The sequence below is a fragment of the uncultured Maribacter sp. genome (genome assembly GCF_947500985.1).
GTDB lineage: Bacteria > Bacteroidota > Bacteroidia > Flavobacteriales > Flavobacteriaceae > Maribacter.
Genome location: NZ_CANMTX010000003.1, coordinates 147709 through 172806 on the forward strand (window position 1 = coordinate 147709; position 25098 = coordinate 172806).

Annotated in this window: 9 protein-coding genes; 8 read left to right on the forward strand and 1 reads right to left on the reverse strand. The window is 36.7% G+C overall.

Annotation, left to right across the window (positions count from 1 at the left end; genetic code table 11):
* Positions 1 to 97: 97 nt before the first annotated feature.
* From Q0871_RS07085 to Q0871_RS07120, 8 genes are all read left to right on the forward strand, one after another.
* Complete coding sequence (locus Q0871_RS07085; RefSeq protein WP_299320291.1) at positions 98 to 12484, forward strand: T9SS type B sorting domain-containing protein; 12387 nt, start codon at positions 98 to 100, stop codon at positions 12482 to 12484.
* A 141-nt stretch (positions 12485 to 12625) separates the two neighbouring features.
* Positions 12626 to 14674 carry a DUF11 domain-containing protein gene (locus tag Q0871_RS07090; RefSeq protein ID WP_299320294.1) on the forward strand — a complete coding sequence of 683 codons (2049 nt, stop codon included), beginning with the start codon at positions 12626 to 12628 and terminating at the stop codon, positions 14672 to 14674.
* 66 nt (positions 14675 to 14740) lie between these two features.
* A complete protein-coding gene (locus Q0871_RS07095) occupies positions 14741 to 15643 on the forward strand; it encodes an ABC transporter ATP-binding protein (RefSeq protein ID WP_299320297.1) in 903 nt (300 codons plus the stop codon).
* Between the two features lie 12 nt (positions 15644 to 15655).
* A complete protein-coding gene (locus Q0871_RS07100) occupies positions 15656 to 16489 on the forward strand; it encodes an ABC transporter permease (RefSeq protein ID WP_299320302.1) in 834 nt (277 codons plus the stop codon).
* Positions 16490 to 16585: 96 nt separating this feature from the next.
* Entirely contained in the window at positions 16586 to 18352 is a 1767-nt protein-coding gene (locus Q0871_RS07105; RefSeq protein WP_299320305.1) for a T9SS type B sorting domain-containing protein, read from the forward strand.
* 152 nt (positions 18353 to 18504) lie between these two features.
* On the forward strand, positions 18505 to 20880 hold the full coding sequence (locus Q0871_RS07110) for a T9SS type B sorting domain-containing protein (RefSeq protein ID WP_299320309.1): 2376 nt from the start codon (positions 18505 to 18507) through the stop codon (positions 20878 to 20880).
* Between the two features lie 59 nt (positions 20881 to 20939).
* Positions 20940 to 22928, forward strand: a complete 1989-nt coding sequence (uvrB, locus tag Q0871_RS07115; protein ID WP_299320313.1) for an excinuclease ABC subunit UvrB — start codon at positions 20940 to 20942, stop codon at positions 22926 to 22928.
* A gap of 135 nt (positions 22929 to 23063) precedes the next feature.
* Positions 23064 to 24590 carry a M20/M25/M40 family metallo-hydrolase gene (locus Q0871_RS07120; RefSeq protein WP_299320317.1) on the forward strand — a complete coding sequence of 509 codons (1527 nt, stop codon included), beginning with the start codon at positions 23064 to 23066 and terminating at the stop codon, positions 24588 to 24590.
* 73 nt (positions 24591 to 24663) lie between these two features.
* On the opposite strand, the gene Q0871_RS07125 is transcribed toward Q0871_RS07120, so the two are convergent.
* Entirely contained in the window at positions 24664 to 25089 is a 426-nt protein-coding gene (locus Q0871_RS07125; protein ID WP_299320321.1) for an Hsp20/alpha crystallin family protein, read from the reverse strand.
* Positions 25090 to 25098 lie beyond the last annotated feature (9 nt).

A 25098-nucleotide genomic window follows, 5' to 3' on the forward strand; every position in this document is an offset into this window, starting at 1 on the left:
ACGCTTACAACAACATAAATAGCCAGTATACAACATTTTTTTAGCCAAGATCTAAAAACTCGCTTTATTTGTTTTATTACTACTTGAAACCATACCGATGATTACTAAGATTAACTCGAACATTAAATTCTTACTATTTTTTCTAATTGCATTAAGCTCCTTTTTAGGAACTGCACAATTGAGCGACCTTCATTATTTACCACCAATGAAGCAAGGTCAAAATAATGCAGCTATACAGAACCAAGCCATTCATTTATCTACTCCAGAAACGACACCTTTCAACGTTTACGCGTATCAAGGTACTTCTAACACAATTGTACAGACGTTTACCATTGACAGACTTAACCCAGGTTTATGGACCCTGGCAAATGGGGATAACAATATTACCCTTGTAACTAATGCAAACACTGGTACGGTACTTACAAATAGTGGTTTGCGTTTCATTTCTGCAGGTGGAGAAAAATTTTATGTCAACTACAGAGGTAACTCTGGTTCTCAAGCTGCATCACTGACAGCAAAGGGTAGACAAGCAATGGGTACTAATTTCAAATGGGGAGGTGTGCCAAACAAAGGTAGCCACTCTTCAAAATCTAACACATTGGGTATTATGGCAACCGAAGACAACACAACAGTTGTTTTATCTGGATATGACCCCGGTTGTGAATTTAGAGTAGATAATGACAGAGCCGGTATTACTGCCAATTCCCATACCATAACATTAAATGCTAATGAGTCTTTTGTTTATGAAACCTACATAGGTACATCGCCAACGCAAGCTCATGAAGATGGTTGGATAGGGGCTTCAATAGTGTCAACGAAAGATATCGTAATCAGTAATGGTTCTATGAACTTTGGTAGTCAAGATGGTCAAAGTCATAGAGATGCCGGTATAGATCAGCCAGTACCTATCAATAAATTAGGAAAAGATTACGTATTTATCAGAGGTAATGGTTCTTCTAGTGGACTTACAGAATTCCCATTGGTAATAGGTACTGCAGACAATACTCAAATATTTGTAAATGGCAGTACCACGTCAATTGCTACCATTGATAATGGTGAATACTTTAAAATACCGAGCACCTATTATTCAAGCAATTCAGCAGGTGCGAATATGTTTGTACAGACTTCTAAAGATGTGTATGCCTATCAAAGTTTAGCTGGTGCAGCCGCAAATTACACTCAAGGTCTAAACTTCGTAGCTCCGGTAAACTGTTTATTACCAGATGTAATGGACAATATACCGGATATTAGAAATATGGCCGGGACGGATGTTACCGGTGGATTAACGATTATTGCTTCTGTAAATACCCCAGATGCCAATGTAAAGGTATATGAAAATGGTGTAGAGGTTTCTAAACCAGCTTCTGACCCAGTTGCTGGATCAGATGATTGGAAAACTTTCTACATTCCAAATTTAGATGGTGATATTAACGTGACATCAACCGGACCAATGGCTATTGGTTTTTTCGGGTTTAATGGTGCTCGTGGTGTTGCAGGTTATTTTTCTGGGTTTGATACTGTACCAGAAGTTGTACTACAAATTAATGGTGGTACTGTAGGAGAATGTTTTTCTGGGTCAAGTATTTTTGAAGCCTCAGATGATAATTTTGATGCCTACCAATGGTTTTTTGACGGTGTAGCCATACCTGGTGCTAATTCATATGATTATGCGGCAACCGTTGCTGGTGATTACTTTGTAAGGGGTACAAAAGGACCCTGTACCTATGATTCCCAATCTATTCAGATTTTCTATTGTGAACCAGATGTTCAAATTGAAAAAACAGTTGATAAATCTGAAATAATTGAAGGAGAAACTGCCACTTTTACCATAAGAGCAGAGAATTTATACTTTAACGATATAACCAATTTACAGGTTACGGATAATATTCCTGAAGGACTAACATTAGTACAAGCAACAACAATAACAGGAACATTCAATGGTAGTGTTTGGAATATTGGTACGCTAGCACCAGGTGAAGTAGCCTTTTTAACTTTAGAAGTAACTGCAGATGAAATAGATACATTGCCTTTACTAAGCTTAACAAACACGGCTTATAATACACAAGATCAAGTTGATGCCAATGTTACGGAAGATAGTATCTCTGCACATATTTTGGTTCATAACGATTTTGACAATGATGGTGTAATCGATATTGTTGATTTAGATGATGACAATGACGGAATTTATGATGAAGATGAATGTGATACCTTATCAGTAAATATAAGTAATGGCGATTCCGTTACTAGTGAATTACTTAGCGTTAACAATTACTTAATTCTTGATATATACGAGTTAGATAATTCATTTACATTGGCTATTAATGGAAATGATGTTGCGGGCGAGATACAATTTGAAAATGGTGTAGCAGGGAATACAGCTCGTTATTTAGATGGTACCATGCATGGCACCGATGGCAATCCAAGTGTTTGGACGATTAGTGGATCAATTGGTGATCCTATTCTGAGAGCTATTATAGATCAAAACGGAAATTTTGAATTATTTGCTAAAAGAACAACCAATAGCCCTTTGGAAGCAATGGTCTTGGACACCCCGGCAAATACTATATCATGGAATACATCTGGTACAAATACAGTTACTATTGACCAATTCCAACAAGGACCTACCATTTTACGTGGTACCCTTCTAACAGCTGGTTGTGATACTGACGATGATGGTTACCCAGATTCTTTAGATTTGGATAGTGATGACGATGGTTGTAGCGATGCCAATGAATTTTATAAGGATGATACTACAGATGGCGGTGATGGTGGAGAATATGGAACAGGAGCTCCTGTTGTTGACCCAGCTGACGGTACCGTCAATGCAGCATCTTATACTCAAGTATTTGCTCCTGTAATAGTTTTGGGCAATACTTCAGAACTATTGGGTGGTACAGATATTAATGGTCAAGATGTAAATTTAGGAGACACCTATAATTACGTACTTCGTTTTCAAAATATAGGCGATGATGATGCCACCAATTTTACCATAAAAAACATTTTACCCAATAATGTCACTTTAGACAACATCAACATTGATGATGCTCCTGGGGTAACTAATAGTTATGATGCCAATACAAGAACTATTGATTTCAACATTCCAAATGGATTGGTTCAAGTAGGAGACCCAGAATATAAAATAAAAATAACGGTTTCAATTTCGGGCGATTGTTCTGAATTTGTTGCTGCTTGTGCTGCTCAATTAGAGAATTTTGCATATGCAAATTACACAGGAACACTAAATACGAATACCTTTTCTGACGAAGATGGCAGTAACCCAGCAGGTGCCTGTACCACTACTTTAGAGGTAGCGGCTAACAATGTTTCTGATGCATTATTAAATTGTAATATTGCACGTTCAGTAGAACTTTGTGGTGCTAGTGGTACACTTTCTGCAGGTTTAGGTTTTGACACCTACACTTGGGCAATAGATACCAATAATAATGGTACCATAGATTCTGGAGATACTATTTTAAATGACGGTACTTCAAACACGTTGACAGTAACTACCGTAGGCAACTATATTGTTGAAAAAACATCATCTACAGGGTGTGCTAATCATACAGAATTAATTACCGTAGAACGATATGGAGAAACACAGACCAACCCAATAATCAGTTACTTAAATCAAGTAAATACCGACAGTAATCCTGATAATGACATACAAGGTGAAACAGTAACATGTTCAAATGATAATAGTGCCATGCCACATATCTTCCTATGCGGAGATACGGATAGTGCCTTTATTCAATTAGGCATAACTGATGCTTTGAGTATTAAATGGGAGAAACTTGATGAAACCAGTTGTAATGTTGCGACTTGTGGCGATGTAAGTGATAATTGCGCTAATAATAATGGGGGATGGACATGGAACGAGGTGACAGATGCCGATAATTTTACAGTTACCGAAAGTGGCAAATACAGAGTAGTAATAGGTTATGAAGGCGGATGTTTTAGTAGGTTCTATTTCAATGCATATCAAAATACTTTAGACATTCCTGAGCCAGATTCATCTGATATCATTTGTGATACCGAAGGTTCTATACGAGTAATAGATTTAGGTAGTGGTTATGGTTACCAATTATTCGATGTAGAAAACAATTCTATCGCAGTACCCTTCAGCGCTGCTCAAGGTCCAAATTTTGTTATCAGTACTAGCGGTACTTATAAAGTTCAGATTACGCAACTTAACCCATCAACAGGAGCTCCAATTGAAAACAGTTGTGTATTTGAAACCGAAGAAATTGGTATTGCCGAAAGAATTTTTGAGGTAACCCCTAGCACTACTCCATTCGATTGTAACGATGCCGGTACTATTTCAATACAAGCATTAAACGTTTCGCCAGAATATAGCTATGAACTTTACTTCGACAATGGTAGTGGTGGTAAAGGAGCTTTAGTAGCCAACAACTTAGTTTCGTCTGACAACACCCATACATTTACAGGTCTTGCGGCAGATGACTATGTTATTGTAACTACTACCGTAGATGGTTGTAGTGATGAAAGAACTATCACCGTAGACGAAATTCCAGAATTAAGATTAACGGCTACCAACCAAGAAAATATAACCTGTACCGCTGGTGTCATCAACTTGACTCCATCAGGAGGAACTACGGATTATGAATTTGCAATTTATAGTAAGGATGGTGTAGCTCTATATACGGACGAAACTACCATCCCAGATTCAGATTTTACATCAAATACAACATTCTTATTCGGATATGAAGGTACTCCTTCAACATATATTCCTAATGAAGATGGAGAATATGTATTTGTAATTCGAGATGATAACGGGTGTTATGGATTTTCGAATATCGTACAAATGGAAGATTTAGGAACTATAACTATTTCAGCTTCCAACACTGATATAACTTGTGCAGATTCTTCTACAGCTGTGTTGACGATTACGGCATCTGGTGGTAATGCTCCTTATCAGTATAGTCTGGATGGTGGTACGAATTACCAAACCGAAAACTTCTTTAATAATATTTCTGCCGGAACTTATACTATTACGGTTATGGATTCTAGTAGTACTACTGGCAGCGCTTGTACAGAAACATTGGAATATGAAGTTAGCCAACCGTTTACGTTGACGGCATCACCTTCTATTATAGAAGATGCCTCATGTGATACATCAGGTGCAACAATACCAACTGCGCTAGTTAAGATTTTAAATGGTAGTGGTGGTCAAGCGCCTTACCAATATAGTTTTGATGGAGGAAGCACTTTCTCTACTATTGACGAACAACGTTTAACACCAGGCACCTATCAATTAGCAATAAAAGATGCCTTAGGTTGTTCTACAGATTTGGAGATAATGGTACCTAGTGCAATTATATCCCCTACTTTTACTAATGATATTACTTATGAATGTGATGGGGAAGGCGTAGTGACAATTACTCCTTCGAACATAACGGATTTTACCTATACCTACAAATTAAATGGTACAGATAACACACCATTGGAGAGTAATATTTTCAACAATGTAGCATCTGGTACACAGACTATTACTGTTGGCTATACAAGTTTAATAGCTGCTGATCAAAGTACACTTTTCCTTGAAGATTTTGGAGCCGGTGTAACCACGCAGATTGCTGAAATAGGTATAGGATATTGCTACGAACCACAAGATGGCACAGATACCGATTGTAATTTAGGTCCTGCAGGAATTCTTGTAAACGCTGAATATGCGGTTACCAACAGAATAACAAACCCGAATGCATCTTGGAGAAGTCCTAACGACCATTCTGGCATAACCGATGGCAGATTCATGGCAATTGGAGTAAGTACTTCTGCTGGGAATAATAATGTTTTATGGTCAAGAACAGGGTTGGAAGCACTTGCCAATCAAGATATCACCATATCATTTTATGCATACAATATATTAATAGATAATGCTTCAGGTAACGACCCAGAAATATTGGTAGAATTGGTTGACGGTTCAGGCAATGTAATCAGTAGTCAGGCAACGGCAGCAGTTCCACAGAACAACAATGCAGACGACTGGCACTTAAGAACGGTTACTTTTAACCCAGGTGCAAACACTGCAGTAGGTGTTGTATTACGCACCAACCTTGATAGTGACAACGGTAATTTCTTGGTATTAGATGATATTCAAGCTTCACAAACTCCTGAGATATGTGAACAAACACAAGATATTTCAGTTATAGTAGAAACCGGAAAAACTTTTGAAGTAGCTATTTTAAGTAGCACTGACCCTACTTGTAATGGTAGTGATAATGGTAGTATCCGTTTCGAAGTTTCTAATTTCGATCCTGCTTTCGGATATCAATATTCTACAGACGGAGGTACAACTTGGGTTACGGAAACAACATCTCCGATTACTACACCAACAACTCTTGCCGATGGCACGTATAGTGTTATGGTCGAAAAAATAGACGATAATACATGTACAGCAACTTCAGCGACTTCAGTTACGTTGACATCACCAAATGCATTAACTGCAAATCTTGAACAAAAAGCAGAATTCACATGTTTTAATACAGGTGCTACTTTGCAAGCATCTGCAGATGAAGGCACACCTGGTTATGAATATCAATTAGAGTTAACGGATAATACTGTTATACGAGCCTTTAGTACATCAGCACAATTCTTGAATGTACCTGCAGGCGATTATCATGTTAGAGTAAGAGATCAAAATAATTGTGAAGTTATTTCAACAACAACAGTAAACGTAATTCAACCAGATACAATTGTTTTTGGCTTAACCGCAACACAATGTTATGACGGTCAAAACAATGGTACTGTTACAGCCACAGTAACCGATGGTAATGGTAATTATTCTTTTAGAATTAACGGCGGAGCTTGGCAAACGCCTTCAACAATTACAGACGTAACATATACATTCAGTAATTTATCTGAAGGTACATATGACGTTGAAGTGAATGATGAATTTGGTTGTGCTTCAGCGGTACAATCAATAACAATAGCACCGACTATTTCATTAAGTGTAGTACCCGTAAATGCAAGTTTATGTGGGGATGGTAGTTTAACGGCGACTGCATCAGGTGGCGACAATAATTTTGTATATGCCTTTATTCCTACTGGAAATACAGTTACTGATGCTGATTTCTCAATTAGTAATTCAACAACAGTTGCACTAGCTAATATTGGAGATTATGACATCTACGTAAGAGATAAGGCAAATGCTACAGATGCTTGCCAGACGATGATAACCGAAACTATTGCTGCCAACCCAGTATTGGATATATCAGCAGTAGCCACAGACCCAGATTGTCATGATGGCACTGGTAATATTGAAGTTACTATTAACGACGGACTATCTCCTTTCGATTATCGATTGGTAGATGTAACAAATGGCACTCCTGATCAGGTACAAACTAATATAGTAGGTACCAATAAAACTTATTACAACTTAGCTGCAGGAACTTATGATATAATCATTACAGATAAAGCTGGTTGTTCAGAAACTGAAACGGTAACGATTACTGCCCCAGCAGAACTTACAGCTGATATTATTTTAGCGTATGCTAGCGATTGTTCAGGTGGAGCCACCGAATTTGGCTTTGATTTTGATAATGTAACTACAGGTCTTGCAGGTACACTTGAATTTAGTGCTGATGGAGGTATAACTTGGCAGCCATCAACAGTGTTTAGAGGGTATACTTCAGGAGATGAAGTTTTCCCTTCTATACGTACAAAAGATGGCAGTAACAATTTAATATGTCAAACAGATTTACCTAGAGAGATAATCCCTTATCCTTTAGATGATTTAGATATTACGACCTCATCAGTAGTTGAAAACTGTGATGAATTAAAGGTAACAGTACAAGGTGGCGAAGGCGTACCAGGTTATGAATATGCTTTCTCTAACGACCCATCAAACTTTGATGAAAGTACAGCTACATGGTTTCCAGGTGGTAGTGTTCATTTAGACGGCAGTGTTGTAACTGCAGGTCACGGTAGTTACCAATTCACGAATTTAATACCGGGTAGAACCTATGTATTCTATGTTAGAGATAATAACACACCAAGCACTTGTATAAGACAAAGTACTGTTAATGTAAACGAAATTGCTGGTGGTCTACCAATGACTATTACACCAGAAATTAATCCCTCTTGTAATTTAGCGAACAACGGTGAAATCACATACACAATAGTTGATGAAGACGGATTGACCGAGCCTAGTATGCAATGGACTTTATTTGATACCGATAATAATATTATCGATCAAAGTGCAGGTGTTGTAACCTATAGCAATACAATTACCGTAACGGGACTTTCTGCAAATGAATACTATATTCAAGTAACCCAAATAGATAGCGGTGGTGCACAGCAATGTATCAGTGCCAGTGAAAATGCTATTTTAGATGAGTTAGATGTTATTACAGGAGTCGCAAAATCTGATCAAGATATTTCATGTGAAAACCCTGGATTAATTTTAATAGAGAATGTACAAGGCGGTGGAGGTGATTACTTCTATACCATTACGGGTCCTGCAACTTTTACTACTATTACAGCAACAGGTGATAACCCAATTGAAATAGCGGCGAATTCTCCTGCAGGAACTTATACGGTTACTGTAGAGGATCAGTTTGGTTGTTCGTATTCTCTTAATGATGTTATTATGAGCTTTACAGCGGCACCAATTATTGATGACGTAGTGATTTCAAATTGTGATACAAATGCATCGGTTACTATAGATGCTACAGGCACAGGAACTATTCTTTATTCTATAGATGGTGGTAGCACGTATCAAAACAATGGCGGTATATACAATACTGTAGCAGCTGGCAGCTATACTATATTTATAAAAGATGCTACCGGTTGTACAGAAGACACAAATATAGTGGTACACCCTACCCTACAAGCATCAGCTAGTTTAGACAAACAATTAGGCTGTGATGCCGGTTTTGAGGCTGAAATAGCTATTGAAGGTATTTCAGGTTCTGGAAATTATGAGTTTGAAATTCTTGACAGCTCATCAGCAGATGTTGAAACAAGACAGACTCTTACTGGTGGAGCCATGAACGTACCAGTTAGCGTACCTAACAATACTGTAGATACAATTTACACAATCAATGTTTATGATATTGGTACTGCATCACCAAATTGCTTTAGAACTTTTGATGTAACAATACCTGCGGCTATTCGTCCAGATTTCACGGCAACTCCTATTGAGGTTAGTTGTTCAGGTGCTGATGACGGTAGCATAGAGTTGATTCAAGTAAATAACGGCAACAATCCGTTGACTTATATTTTAGACCCAATGCCTGCTAGTGCATCTTGGGATGCGGCGACACAATCTTTCATCGGACTTCCAGGTGGATCTTATGATGTAACCGCTAGAGGACCAAATAACTGCCCTACATTAAAAACAGTGGTTGTAGATGAAAATGCAGCTGTAGCATTTACTGCTCCCGTTCCTGATCAATTTGGTTGTGCTACCGGTAATGACAGTGACAATGCCACAATAACAATAGACGCAAGTTTAATAAGTGGTGGAAGTGGTACATATAATCGTTTTGAATTTATAAATGATGCAACAACTGATGTTCTTCAAAACAGTAGTAGTTTAACCTATACGCACACAGATGCGGCTGGTGGTGATATTATTGTTCGTGTATATGATGACGAAGGTTGTTCTGCAGAACACATTGTTACCATAAACCCTTATGATACTTTTATTGACGCGACTATTACTGTCGACAGAGCATTAGATTGTATTAACAGTGGTGAAAACATTACTATTAATGTAAATAGTACAGTTACCAATACCACGGCAAATCTTGCTAACTATGAGTTTAGAATTTTACCATCTGCTGCATACCAGACAGGTGACAATGTATTTACGAACTTGGCAATTGGCACCTATACCATTGGTATTAAAAATGTAACTACTGGTTGTGAAATAACACGAACTCATATCGTAGAAGACCCTAATACATTTAGTATTGAGGTTAATAAACTTTCTGATGTAGTATGTTTTGGAACCGATGGCGCTATTGAGGTAACGTTTACCGATGCTACGTATACTGGCGATTTTAACTGGGAAGTTTTAAATGCCGACGGAACAGCTACAACACGTACAGATGATGCCGATACTTTTACAGGAACAGGAACAACAGCTTCTATTCCGGTAGCAGCAGGTAGTTATATTTTAAGAGCTTCACAAGTTGGTACTCCGGAATGTATTCAAGAAAGATCATTTACGATTACATCACCTAGTGCTGCAATAACTTTAGCGACAATAGAAACAAAAGATGTTGGTTGTAGTAATGATATGGGTAGTGCAAACATCACTCCTAATGGAGGTGAAGCACCTTTCAATATTGTATTAACACATGTAAGTTCTACTACAACCTATACTGCAAACCAAGTAAATAGTAATTTATTCACTGGTTTAAGTGATGGTCAATATACAGTAGAAGTAACCGATAGTTTAGGTTGTACAGAAATCTTTACCAATGCGTTTACGTTGACCCCGCCAGAACCAATTGTAGCAAATATTCAATCTGTTGTAGGTCTAGAGTGTGAAGGTGATACGGACGGAATAATTACTGCTGCGTTTACACCAAGAATAGTATCAACAAATTATAGATACATTCTTAAAACGTATGATGGTGATGGACCTGGAGCTAATCTTTTACAAACATCTAGTTCTCAGACTACGGCTACTTTTATGAATTTAAGATCAGGCTATTACAGTGTTACTATTCTAGATGACTTGAACTGTTCTGATGAAACCAATATTATTGAAATTGCTGAACCGGTAGAAGTTAGAGGTCAATTGGTTATTGAGCAAAGAGCAACTTGTTTAGATGATGCACAGCTTTTATTAACAGCTTCTGGTGGTACTGGTCCATATATGTGGAATACGGATGGAACATCCGCATTCAACGCTATGAATGAAATCAACGGACCTAACACCCATTTATTTACAGGTGTGCTACCGAATACATATGAGTACTATATTCAAGATAGTTTTGGTTGTGTATCGGTAATAAGTAATAGCGTTACTATAAACCCGGTTGTTGATTTAACTGTTACACTAGATAACGACAACCCTACTATTAGCTGTAACGGTGACAATAGCGGAGTTATCAATGCCGAAGCACAAGGCGGATTAGGTAACTACCAATATGCATTATTTTCAGATGCAGGTCTTACTAACGAAGTAAGAGCAAATCAAACAACAGGTCTGTTTACAGATTTATTGGCAGGACCATATTATGTAAGAGTTCAAAGTGATGATTGTGAAGTGTCATCTGCATTAATCAATATCACGGAACCAGAAGCATTGGTTATCGACACGGCCAATACGACTATCAACGATGTTACCTGTAATGGACAAGAAGATGGCAGCATTACGGTTAATATGCTTGGTGGATCAGGTATATATCAATATGCAATCTCGCCAAACTTAGATCGTTTTAGCGATGACAATACGTTCGACGAATTGGCACCAGGCGATTATATAATTATCGCTCAAGATTCTAATGGTTGTTTTGAGCTAATTGAAGCTACCATTGTAGAGCCAGAGGTGTTAGAAATAACAACAGAGAGCACTCCTGAAATTTGTGTAGGCGAAGAAGACGGCACTATAGATTTAACCATTATCGGTGGTACTGCTCCATATAGCACTCGTTTAGAGAGTGAAACAGATTTTGTACAAGACAGAATGAGTTTTACCAACTTAGCCTCAGGTGATTACATCATTTACATAGAAGATGCCCAAGGTTGTGAAGAAACAATAATCGTTACTATAGATGCCGGTGTTGATTTAGGTGCCATTGTTGAACCAGTCTATGAATGTGATGGTAATAGTCCTAGTAATTATGTGAGCATAACTTTGAACGATCCAAGTATTGAAAATGATATTCTATTTGGTTTGGACACCGTAGATCCATCAGAAATGCAATTAAATGGTAGTTTCAGTAATTTAACTCCTGGCAATCATTTTATCAGTATTTCTCATGCAAATGGATGTATTGCTACTTATGATGTCGTTATAGAAGCTTTTGATCTGTTAGAGCTTACGGTTGTAGAAAGTAATATTAACCAAATTACTGCAACTGCTGTAGGAGGAAAAGAAAACTATACGTTCTATATAGATGGTGTTGAACAAGGTTCAGAAAATATATTTTATATAACCGAAACAGACACCTATGACATTACTGTTATTGATGAAAACGGATGTGAGGTTACAGAAAGTATTTTCATTGAATTCATTGATATAGAAATTCCGAATTTCTTTACTCCGAATGGCGATGGTCAAAACGATTTTTGGATGCCAGAAAACATAGAGGTTTATCCGGAGATTTTCATCAGCATCTATGATAGATATGGTCGTTCAGTCTTCACTTTCAAGGATAATGAAGATGGCTGGGATGGATTTTATCAAGAAAATGAGTTACCAACTGGAGATTACTGGTACATCATTAAATTAAATGGCGCAGCAGACACAAGAGAGTTTGTAGGAAACTTCACCTTATATAGATAAGTTAATTAAAAGGGGTAGCTAATTTAGCTACCTCTTGTTTTTTAGAGATAACAACTTAAAACTAGGGTTTTACAACTAAATATTGTGGTTCTAGTACTATTTAAGTTTATTTGAACAGTAGAAACCCCCTATAAGCTTATCATGAAGCAAAAATTAGTCATATTTCTTTTATTTTTGATGGTTTCCATAACTGGCTTTTCCCAGTTGAGCGACCTTCACTATTTACCACCGCTAAAACAAGGTGGCAATAATCAAGCTGTTACCCAACAGAGCATTTATTTATCTACCCCAGAAACTACTGCGTTTACGATAAATGTTTATCAAGGTACATCTACCACACTTTACACCACAACATCTTTATCTAAAACTACACCTCAAGAAATAGGTTTAGCAAATGGCGATAATAACATTACCATGATGGTCAATGATAGTACCGGTGTTGTGCTTACCAATGGAGGTTTACGATTAGAAGCACCAGGCGGTGAAAAATTTTATGTAAACTATAGAGGTAGATCCGGCTCACAAGCAACGTCACTTACCAGTAAAGGAAGGCAGGCGATGGGAAATCATTTTAAGTGGGGAGGAACTCCAAATAAAGGTACTCAAGCGAGTTTAACAAATTCACTAGGTATAATGGCTACTGAAGATGGCACTACAGTAACGGTTTCAGGATATGATCCAGATTGTGAGTTTAGATTAGGTAATGATAGAGATGGTATAACAGCCGATTCTTATACCATAAATTTAGATGCAAATGAATCTTTTGTATTTGAAGCTTATGTTGCAGAAACTCCTGCAAATGCAGATGGTTGGTTAGGTGCAGATGTTATTTCCAACAATCCCATTGTTATAAGTAACGGTGGTCTTAACACTAGTGCAAGAGTAGGTTACTCAGGTAGAGATGCGGCAATTGATCAACCTGTACCCCAAAACAAACTTGGTAAAGAATACGTTTTTATAAGAGGTAACGGTACAAGTGAAACAGAAATACCTATCATTATAGGTACACAAAACGGAACAGCAATTTATGTGAATGGTTCTACCACGCCAATAGCAACCATTAACGATGGCGATTATTTTGAAATACCTGAGAGTAATTACTCTGTTTCTTCAGCTGGTGGTAATATGTATGTAACCACCTCTAAAGATGCGTATGCCTATCAATTAATGGCAGGTGCAAGTGCAATTTACACGCAAGGCTTAAACTTTATTGCTCCCGTAAACTGTTTGTTACCAGATACGGTAGATAATATTACACATATAGAAGATGCAGCCGGGATTACAATGACAGGCGGCGTAACTTTAATTGCCTCGACCTCAACACCAGATGCCAATATTACAGTTGAGGATGGCAGCGGTCCGGTAACCCTCCCCGCCTCTTCTGCAGTGGCAGGAACAACCCTATGGAAAACATACTATGTTGCAAATTTAACAGGAGATGTAACGGTAGAATCAACAGGACCGATAGCTGTAGGTTTTATAGGTTTTAGTGGCGCAAGAGGTATTGCCGGCTATTTTTCAGGTTTTGATACTGTACCAGAAATTGATCTTCAGGTTACAGGAGGTGGTTGTCTGCCAACCGCTGAAGTTGAAGTTATTGACCCTAATTTTGATGATTATCAATGGTTTGAAAACGGAGTGTTAATTGCTGGTGCAAATAGCGCTACCTATTCACCAACACAAGCTGGCGATTATTACGTACGAGTTACAAAAGGAGGTTGTACTTACGATTCTCAACCATTAACCGCTTATTATTGTGACCCAGATGTGGTCATAAAAAAAGTGGCTGACAAGAACACCGTTAACGATGGCGAAACAGTAACTTTTACTATTACGGTAGAAAGTTATGGTATAAATTCAGTTTCTAATCTTGTGATTACAGATGTTTTACCTGACGGTATTTCATTAATATCATCATCAGTTTCAAAAGGGAGTTTTTCTTATCCGGAATGGTCTGTGGGTGGTATGGACAGCGGAGATTTAGAAACCTTGACTTTAGTAACACGGGCAACCTTACCAGATGTAAACACATCAACAGCCACATACACCAATAATATTAGTAATTCTCAAGATCAAACCGATACTAATATTACTACGGATGACCCATCAGAAACGATAACAGTCAATTTTAATACCCCTACAACAGTCATCACTAACAGAAGAATTACGTTCAGAGCAACAGCAAATTAATTTCTTTTGTAACATTCCGTCAAGTATATCGTCAAGTATATGTAACCAATCAAAAAAACACTTGACGTGAGTAATATTTTAACAGTCAATCATCTTACTAAAAAGTTCGGGCATCTTACTGCAGTAAAAGATTTATCGTTTACTATTGAGAAAGGTAATGTTTACGGAATTTTAGGCCCTAACGGTAGCGGTAAATCAACAACCCTTGGTATTGTATTAAACGTAGTCAATAAAACCAGTGGAGATTTCGCATGGTTTAACGGCGAGTCTTCAACACATGAAGCATTGAAAAAAGTAGGTGCCATAATCGAGCGTCCAAACTTTTATCCATACATGACCGCTTTGCAAAACTTAAAATTAGTTTGCAAAATCAAAGATGTATCAAAAGAAAAAATTGAAGAAAAGCTAGACTTAGTCGGACTCCTAGATAGAAAAAACAGCAAATTCAGGACTTTCTCCCTAGGGATGAAACAGCGGTTAGCTATTGCCTCTGCCCTATTGAACGATCCAGAAATTTTAATCTTAGATGAGCCTACCAATGGTCTAGACCCTCAAGGAATTCATCAGATTAGGGAAATCATAAAGACTATTGCCGCCAAAGGAACAACAATTCTATTGGCATCTCATTTATTAGATGAGGTTGAAAAAGTATGCTCTCATGTGGTCATCTTAAGAAAAGGAGAAAAATTATATTCTGGCAGAGTTGATAGCCTACAAGCAAGTTTCGGCTTTTTCGAATTAAAATCTGACGACCTAGAAAAACTGACATCATATTTGAGCACTAATGATCATTTTGGTAGTATAAAACAAGAAAATGGTTTGGTCACTGCAATTTTAACTTCAGAACTAGATGCACAATCATTGAACAAACTACTTTTTAACAAAGGTATTATCGTATCTCATTTAGTAAAACGAAAAGAAAGTTTAGAAGAGCAATTTCTTGCCTTAACTAAAAACGCTAACGCCTAACATACTACCATCATGATACGATTACTTCAAATAGAATTCATAAAACTTTGGAACAACAGGGCAAGCAAAGTGTTGATTATTTCATACTTCGCGCTTTTAACCTCTATCGCATTGGTAGCGGCTATAAAATTTGATATCGGCCCCATAAAGTTTCATTTAGCAGATCAGGGTATTTTTAACTTTCCTTATATCTGGCATTTCAACACATTTATCACCGCATTCTTCAAACTATTCTTAGCCATTGTTATTGTTTCAATGATGTCTAACGAATACAGTAATAAAACTATAAAGCAGAATTTAATTGACGGACTATCAAAAAAAGAATTCATCCTTTCAAAATTCTTGACTGTTATTACTTTCGCCCTAGTTTCTACCATATTCGTTTTTATAGTTTCTTTAATTTTGGGGCTTGTTTACTCTGATTTTAATGAATTATCTATCATTTTTACCGATTTAGAATTCCTTTTAGCCTTTTTTGTAAAACTAACTGGTTTCTTTTCCTTCTGTCTTTTCTTAGGTGTTTTGGTAAAAAGGTCAGCTTTTGCACTTGGCTTTTTAATTCTATGGCAAGTTTTTGAAGGTATTTTTAGAGGTATCATTCGATGGAAGTTTTTTGATGGCGAAACTACTGATACCATCATGGGTTTTTTCCCATTACAGGCCATGTTCAATCTTATTAAAGAACCATTCTCTAGATTAGGTGCCGTACAATCTGTTGCAAACCAAATGGGAGAAAAACTCGCATTGGACTATTACATACATTGGTATGAAATTGTGATTGTTTTAGCTTGGATTGCCATTTTTATATATGGTTCTTACGCAATTCTAAAAAAACGAGACCTTTAATTCATCTCAAGTACCAGAGCAGTTAATCCTATTTAACAGGATTCTAAAAGTGTAGATTTTCAATTTGTAGTATATTGTATTGTTTAGGAATATGCTATGAAAAAGAAATGGGACTTAAGAATACCCCAAATACTGGCTGCGCCAATATTTTTAATAGCCCTGTTATTTGGTATTTTAAAAATATCGGCACAAGAATGTCCTGTTTTAGTTAGTCCTACTGATGGCACCACTTTGGTTCCCGTAGATGCTTCCATTAGTTGGGAAGCTGTAACTGGAGTTCCTGGTTATATCATTTCTCTAGGAACGACCCCGGGAGGCAATGATATTTTGAACGAAAGAAATGTAGGCACGGCTACCACTTTCACCCCAGAGACAGGTTTACCTGAGAGTACAGAAATATTTATAACCATAACCTTATTCTTTTTCAATCAGCCCAATATAGTTTGTGATAATCAAAGTTTTACGACAGCTGCTTTGAGCGAAGCACCGCAGTGTACAATATCTACTTTTCCAGCAAACGATGCTAAAAACGTCAATACAGCTACAAATATTTCGTGGGGTTCATCACCAAGTGCTACGGGTTATTTTTTATCCCTTGGAACAACACTAAACGGAAGTGAAATTCTTACGAGTACAGATGTTGAAAATTCGCTTAACTACAATCCACCTGCAGATTTACCCGCAGAAACGGAAATCTATATCACGTTAATTCCATATAACAGAATTGGCTTGGCAACAGGTTGTAGTTCTACTATGTTTACCACTTCACCAGAAGCTATTCTACCCTTATGTACCACTATGATTTCCCCCGTTAACGGAGAAACAAATGTACCGTTGAGTCCGACACTTGAGTGGAACGCTGTACCAGATGCTACAGGTTACAGAGTATCTATAGGCACATCACCTTTTGAAACCAATATTCTAGATGACGCCATATTTTTCAAGACATCCACGGTTATTATTGATTTTGAGCCCAACCGTACATTCTTTATTTCTATTTACCCTTTTAACGAAGCAGGTGAAGCCATTGGTTGTACTCAAGAAACTTTTTCTACAGCACTTGGTTGCGGACCCTATTTTGATCCCGAAAGCGGAGACCTACTAGTTATAAATCCCGAATTATCCTTCCCTGATTCCGTGTTGATCTGCCTTGGCAACGAATTTAATACTATAACAGCAACGGATGAAGCAGACGGGTACAGATGGTTTCAGTTAGATGATAGAGGAAATGAGACTTTACTCTCTACCACTTCAGAAGTATCAATAACGGAAGAGGGTGAATATCTTTACGAAGCCTATGTAAACATTGAAGACTCTGGTATATTGTTTGAATGTGCCTCTTCAAAAACATTTAAAGTAGAAATATCACAAGCGCCAGAAATAGATGATGTAAAAGTGCAATTTAGTGCCAATTCACTCAATTATGAAATAGTTACTTCCAGAAATGGCGATTATGAATATGCGTTAGATAATGTAAACGGACCTTATCAAGATTCTAATCGATTTATCAATATTTCGCTACAAAACCACACAGTATATGTCCGTGATAAAGCCGGATGTGGAATTGCCGAACGTTTAGTTGAGCAAGATTTGACGGTGAACGGTTTCCCTAATTTCTTTACTCCCAATGGAGATGGAATTAATGATTACTGGCAGTTTATACCGCCATTTGCAACAGCTGAAAACAATGTATCTGTAATTTATATATTTGATAAGTTCGGGGCACAAATAGCACAAATAGCACCAAATACAAAGGGTTGGAACGGAAATTTAAATGGGAGGCAACTACCAGAATCTGAATATTGGTTCAAAGCAGTATCAAACAATAAGCTTTTTAAAGGTCATTTTAGTTTAAAACGCTGACCACATGGTTGGCGAATAACAAAACCAAATCAAGTTTCAATTCTAAGGGAAATCCAGTAGAAAAACATCATAATTAACTAGTATTTATCAACCTTAACAATAAGGTTTTTATTCTTTCTACTATATTCAGTCTCAGAACATATTTAGACACTATGAAATTCTATCTTTCCTTTTTTTTAATATTTAGTTATCTATGTGTTTTTTGTCAAGCTAGCGATTGTATCGATGCAGTTGTTGTTTGCGGCAACAGTACCATTTCAAGTAATGTTAGTGGTTTTGGAACACAAGAATTAGATCCCACAACTAATTCTTGTGTAACCGAAGAATTAAATAGTATTTGGTTAAGTGTCAACATTGCTGTTACCGGCACACTTGCTTTTACCATACAACCTCAAGATAGCGACCTTGAAGTAGATTATGATTTCTTTATTTTCGGTCCAGATAACGACTGTCAAAATTTAGAAAGTCCAATTAGATGCTCGACAACCAATCCGCTACAAGCTGGACTAACAAGTAATTTTACAGGACTAAGTGGCACAGAAACAGATCAAAACGAAGGTCCCGGTGAATTAGGTAATGCCTATGTATCTTCTATACCGGTTACTGCTGGTGAACATTATTATATTCTTATAGATAGACCTATAGGTGATGGTGGTTTCAATTTAAACTGGACAGGTACTGCTGGTTTTCTACCATCACCAGTAGTTTCAGCACCTCAAGATATTGAGGTTTGCCATAATACCGAAACTACCTTAATTGATTTAACCCAGAAGGAGGCTTCAATTACAAGCACACCGAACGTAAATATATCATACTACACCTCTTACCGTAATGCATTTGACGATTTTAATGCAATTATCAATCCTGCAAATTTTTCATATTCAGGATTAAGAAATCGAATTTATGTAAAAGTATCTAACCCAAACGGATGTTTCGAGATAGTAGATTTCAGTATAAATTCCTCATCATTTGATACTCCGCCAGAACTTAGCTACAGTAATTGTGACACCGATAATAATGATCAAGCAGATTTTTCAATTGTTGAAATTACTAAAGATGCAGAAAACGCAATACAGAATAATTCAGATTATGAAGTAAGCCTTCACCTTAATGAAAATGAGGCAATGGCAGGTACAAATGCGATTACAAACCCTATTTTTAATACTGAAAGCATCATAATTTACGCTCGGGTAACACCAATAATAAATACAATTTGTTATATCACCTACCCTATAACGTTAACGGTTAACCCATCAGAATTTCCTGCCAACGTAGATTTAATTCAATGTGATATTGATGAGAATTCATTAGATGGTATTACCAGTATCGATTTAGGTCAATCTTTTCCTGAAGTTGATGATACTGCAATTTTCTATTACGAAACAGAAGCTGACCGATCTGTAAATAATACCATCACAAACCCTGAATATTATACCAACACCGCCCCTTTTAACCACATAGTCTATTTTAAAATTATCTCTGGACAATGTGAGAATCTGGGTCAAATAACAATAAACGTCAACCCTACGATAGTTAATCTAAATACCATAAGTCCTATTCAATCCTGTGATGATAATTTAGATGATGGCGTGCTAAAAAGTACATTTAATTTAGAAGGCATACGTGAGAACAATTATGCTAGTTTAGATGTGGTATTTTATGAAAATTTAGAGGATGCTAGCTTAGAGCAAAATCCGCTTGACGGAAATTTTAGAACCACTTCAACCATGTTATATGTTCGGCTTGAAGCAAATAACCAGTGCCAAGGCGTAGAAGAAATTGAGCTATTAGTAAACCCTATACCAGAGGTGGTTTTAGACGAGAATTATTTAGCATGTACAGATGGAGAGCCTTTGGTAATTAGTGCTCCTGCCGGTTTTGATAAATATACTTGGTTTAAAGATAATGGTACAGAATTTTCAGAAATAGGAAATGATGTACAACTTTTAGTTAGTGAAGAAGGTAGTTATATTTTAGAGGTAGAAACACAGTATCAAAGCAACGGAGAAACACTGTTCTGTTCTGGCTATACAGATTTTACTGTTACCACCTCATCGCCAGTTTTTATTGAAGACATAGACATTCAAGAATCTTTTAATGCGAACACTATAGCAGTAAAAGTTCAAGGTGAAGATGAATATGAGTACTCACTCGATGGGGAAAATTACCAAGACGAACCAAAGTTCTACAATGTAGAGGCTGGTTTTTACACCATTTATGCTCGTAACAAAAATGGTTGCGGTATCGATGAAGAGCAAATATCGGTTATTGGTTTTCCGAAATTCTTCACCCCGAACGGAGATGGCAGTAATGATACCTGGCAACTCATAGGTATTAACGATAACGCAAGTAATCAGGTTATTCTCATTTATGACCGCTACGGCAAACTAGTACATCAAATTAATTCTAATTCCGTTGGTTGGGATGGTTCCATGAAAGGTCAAGCCTTACCAGAGTCTGATTACTGGTTCAAATTTACCCTTGCTGATGGCAAAGATTTTAAAGGTCATTTTTCTTTAAAGCGATAGTAGTCACTATTCTCTTTATTGAACTCTTTTAACTGGCACTTCTTTCGTAATTTTATAGCATGAAATTTAAAGTAGTATCAGACTTCAAACCCACTGGTGATCAGCCAAATGCCATTAAAGAATTGGTAAAAGGTATAAACGAGAAGGAAAAATATCAGACATTATTAGGTGTAACCGGTTCTGGCAAAACATTTACGGTAGCCAATGTAATAGAAGAAGTACAAAAACCGACGCTATTATTAGCGCACAACAAAACCTTGGCAGCCCAGTTATATTCCGAGTTCAAGCAATTTTTTCCTGATAATGCGGTGGAGTATTTTGTATCTTACTACGACTATTACCAACCTGAGGCGTTTATCCCAACAAGTGGTGTTTACATTGAAAAAGATCTTTCTATTAATGAAGATATTGAGAAATTACGTCTAAGTACTACCTCTTCGCTACTTTCAGGTAGACGAGATGTCATTGTTATTGCTTCAGTTTCTTGCTTGTACGGTATTGGTAACCCCGTTGAATTTCAGAAAAATGTCATCTCCATAAAAAAAGATCAAGTTATTGCTAGAACTAAACTTATGCATCTCTTGGTGCAATCGCTATATTCTAGAACTATGGCGGAGTTCAAGAACGGTAATTTCAGGGTAAAAGGTGACGTTGTAGACGTTTTTCCTAGTTATGCCGACCATGCGTATAGAATTCACTTTTTTGGCGATGAAATTGAAGAAATAGAAGCTTTTGACCCATTTAATAATAATATTATAGAAGTTTACGAGACACTTACTATTTACCCAGCAAATATGTTTGTGACCTCTAAAGATGTTTTACAAAATGCAATTCATAGCATACAAGATGATTTAGTTAAACAGATAGACTACTTTAAAGATATTGCGAAGCCGCTAGAAGCAAAAAGATTAGAAGAACGTACCAATTTTGATTTAGAAATGATACGCGAACTTGGGTATTGCTCAGGTATAGAAAACTACTCTAGATATTTAGATGGTCGTGAGCCAGGCACTAGACCTTTCTGCTTGTTAGATTATTTTCCCGATGATTATTTAATGGTAATAGATGAGAGTCACGTTACAATACCTCAGGTACATGCCATGTATGGCGGTGACCGTTCTAGAAAAGTAAACTTGGTTGATTACGGTTTTCGTTTACCGGCGGCGATGGACAATAGACCATTAAAGTTTGAAGAGTTCGAAGCGTTACAAAATCAAGTTTTATATGTAAGTGCTACGCCCGCAGATTACGAAATGCAATTGAGTCAAGGTGTATATGTCGAGCAAGTGATTAGACCAACCGGACTTCTAGATCCCATAATTGAGGTAAGACCGAGCTTGAACCAAATTGATGATTTAGTAGAAGAAATTCAAATTCGTGTTGAAAAAGATGAGCGGACTTTAGTCACCACCTTGACAAAAAGAATGGCAGAAGAGTTGGCTAAATATATGGACAGAATCAATATTCGGTGTAGATATATTCATAGTGATGTTGACACTTTAGAGCGTGTAGAAATCATGCAAGATTTGCGAAAGGGAATATTTGATGTGCTTATCGGAGTGAATTTATTACGTGAAGGATTAGACTTACCAGAGGTTTCTTTAGTGGTTATTTTAGATGCCGACAAAGAAGGATTTTTACGTAGCAATAGATCGTTAACACAGACAGTTGGTAGAGCTGCAAGAAACTTAAATGGACGTGCAATTATGTACGCAGATAAGATTACGGCGAGTATGCAAAAAACTATCGACGAAACAAATTACAGAAGGCAAAAACAGATACAATATAACACAGACCATAACCTAACGCCGAAAGCTTTGAACAAGAGTTTGGACAGTGTACTTTCTAAGAATTCAGTCTCTACATATCACTTTATAAAAGAGGAATTGAGAGCTGCCGAACCAGACATGGATTATCTTACAAAAGAGCAAATTGAAAAGCTCATAAAAGACAAAAGAAAGGCGATGGAAAAAGCTGCTAAAGAATTAGATTTTATGCAAGCAGCGAAATTAAGAGACGAAATAAAGTCATTGCAAGAACAAGAATAAGTCAAGTTTAGGCAAAATTAACCAAAATAGAAGTTAGATATATTTAAACTTTACTTAAAATTACATAAAATACTGAATAATAATTATTTAAATAAAATTTTTAGATAAGACTAAATCATATAATTTCTATATAAAATGAAAAATTTAGTGAATTTATTGCTTATTGCAGTATGTATAAGCAGTAGCCTAAATAGCTTTTCACAGAAGTTAAAAAGCGATGACATTAGATTAATGGTCGATGAAAATTTCATAACCGCTTCTACGAATTTACATCATTTTTTAAGATTACCAAATGACGGTAATTTTCCCGAACAAATTGAAAATAATAAAGCATGGTGCGATAGTGTTTTTAAGAGTTTAAAATTCAAAACACAGACCATAATTACCGAAGGTGCACCCCTACTCTTTGCCGAGAAAATTTTTCATAAAAACAGAAAGAGTATTTTATTTTATTTACAAATTGACGGGCAACCTGTCGACCGTTCTGAGTGGTCTCAAAACGATCCTTTTGATCCCGTTTTCAAGACCTTAAAAAATGGAGAATGGACAACGGAAGAATTTGATTCTAATCAAAAAAATATACCCGATGATCTTAGAATTTTTGCAAGATCTGCATCCGATTCTAAAGGTCCGGCGATGTCATTAATTTCAGCGCTGAATATTTTAGAAGAACAACGTATCACTCCAGAATACAACATAAAAGTAATCATGGATTTTCAAGAAGAACTTGGCTCACCAGATTTACCAAAAGCTGTTCTTAAAAATAAAAGCCTCTTACAATCAGAAATGCTTTTGATAATGGACGGCACTAGACATCTTTCTAATTTACCAACTTTGACATATGGCGCCAGAGGTATTACTACAGCAACAATTACAGTTTTTGGTTCGACCGATGCATTGCATAGCGGTCAGTATGGAAATTATGCACCAAACCCAGTTTTTAAGGCAGCACAATTAATAAGTAGTTTTAAAGATGAAAAAGGCATAGTTCAAATTACTGGGTTTTATGATGGTGTTCATTTATCTGAACGCGATAAAGAACTACTTAATTCTATACCAGAAAATATAGACAGTCTAAATTTGAGACTAGGCATTGCCAACTCTGAAGAAGTTGCAGACACGTATCAAGAAGCGTTGCAGTTTCCTTCTTTAAATATTAGAGGCTTAAAAGCAGGATGGACAGGTAAGGAAGTCCGCACATTAATACCTGAAGAAGTTATCATTGAAATAGATATGCGATTAGTACCTGAAACGCCCGGGGAAAGACAAATAGAATTACTACGGGCTCATATTAAAGAAGAGGGGTTTTACATCGTGGACTCTATACCAACCAAAGAAGAAAGAGCAACTTACCCTAAACTCGTGTCTCTCGATTACAGAATTGGCTCAAAACCATTTAGAACAGAAATGGATAGTTCAATCGGTAAGTTTTTAAATTCGGCTTTAACTAAAGTGTTTGGTAATACAATAATAAATATGAGAACTACCGGCGGATCCCAACCCATGGCACCATTTTTAGAAGCATTGAATATACCTGCAGTATCTATTCGAATTCCTAACCCAGATAATAACATACATGCCCCTAATGAAAATCTAAGAATGGGGAATTATAAGGAGGGTATAATTTCATGCATTGCGGTATTGACCGAAAAACTACCATAAAAAAAGTGCTTTGATTTCTCAAAGCACTTAACTAAACAACTCAAACCAACCTAAAAAACCTACTAATCAAAACTTACTTTAATTCAATCATTCTTTTTGGCTTTGGTAAAGCCTCTTCTTTTTTCGGAATATTAAATTTTAAAATTCCGCCTTCATAAGTTGCTTCTATTTTATCTGTTGCAACCGTATCTGGTAAAGTAAATGCCCTTTTGAAAGAAGATATACTAAATTCTTTACGAGTGAAATTTTCTCTCACCTCTTCACTTTCTTCATTGATTTCTGCTGAAATAGATAACACCGTATCGTCAATTTCAATCTTAAAATCATCCTTCACCCTACCCGGCACAAAAAGCTCTAATTCAAAATTTGAATCGCTTTCTTTAATATTTACAGCCGGTACTGCAGCACGCGCATTTTCAGTTCCTCCAAACCAATCTGGTTTAAAAATTTCATTCATAAAAGCTGGGAACAATACTTCATTTTTCTTTGTTAAACTCATAATCTTATT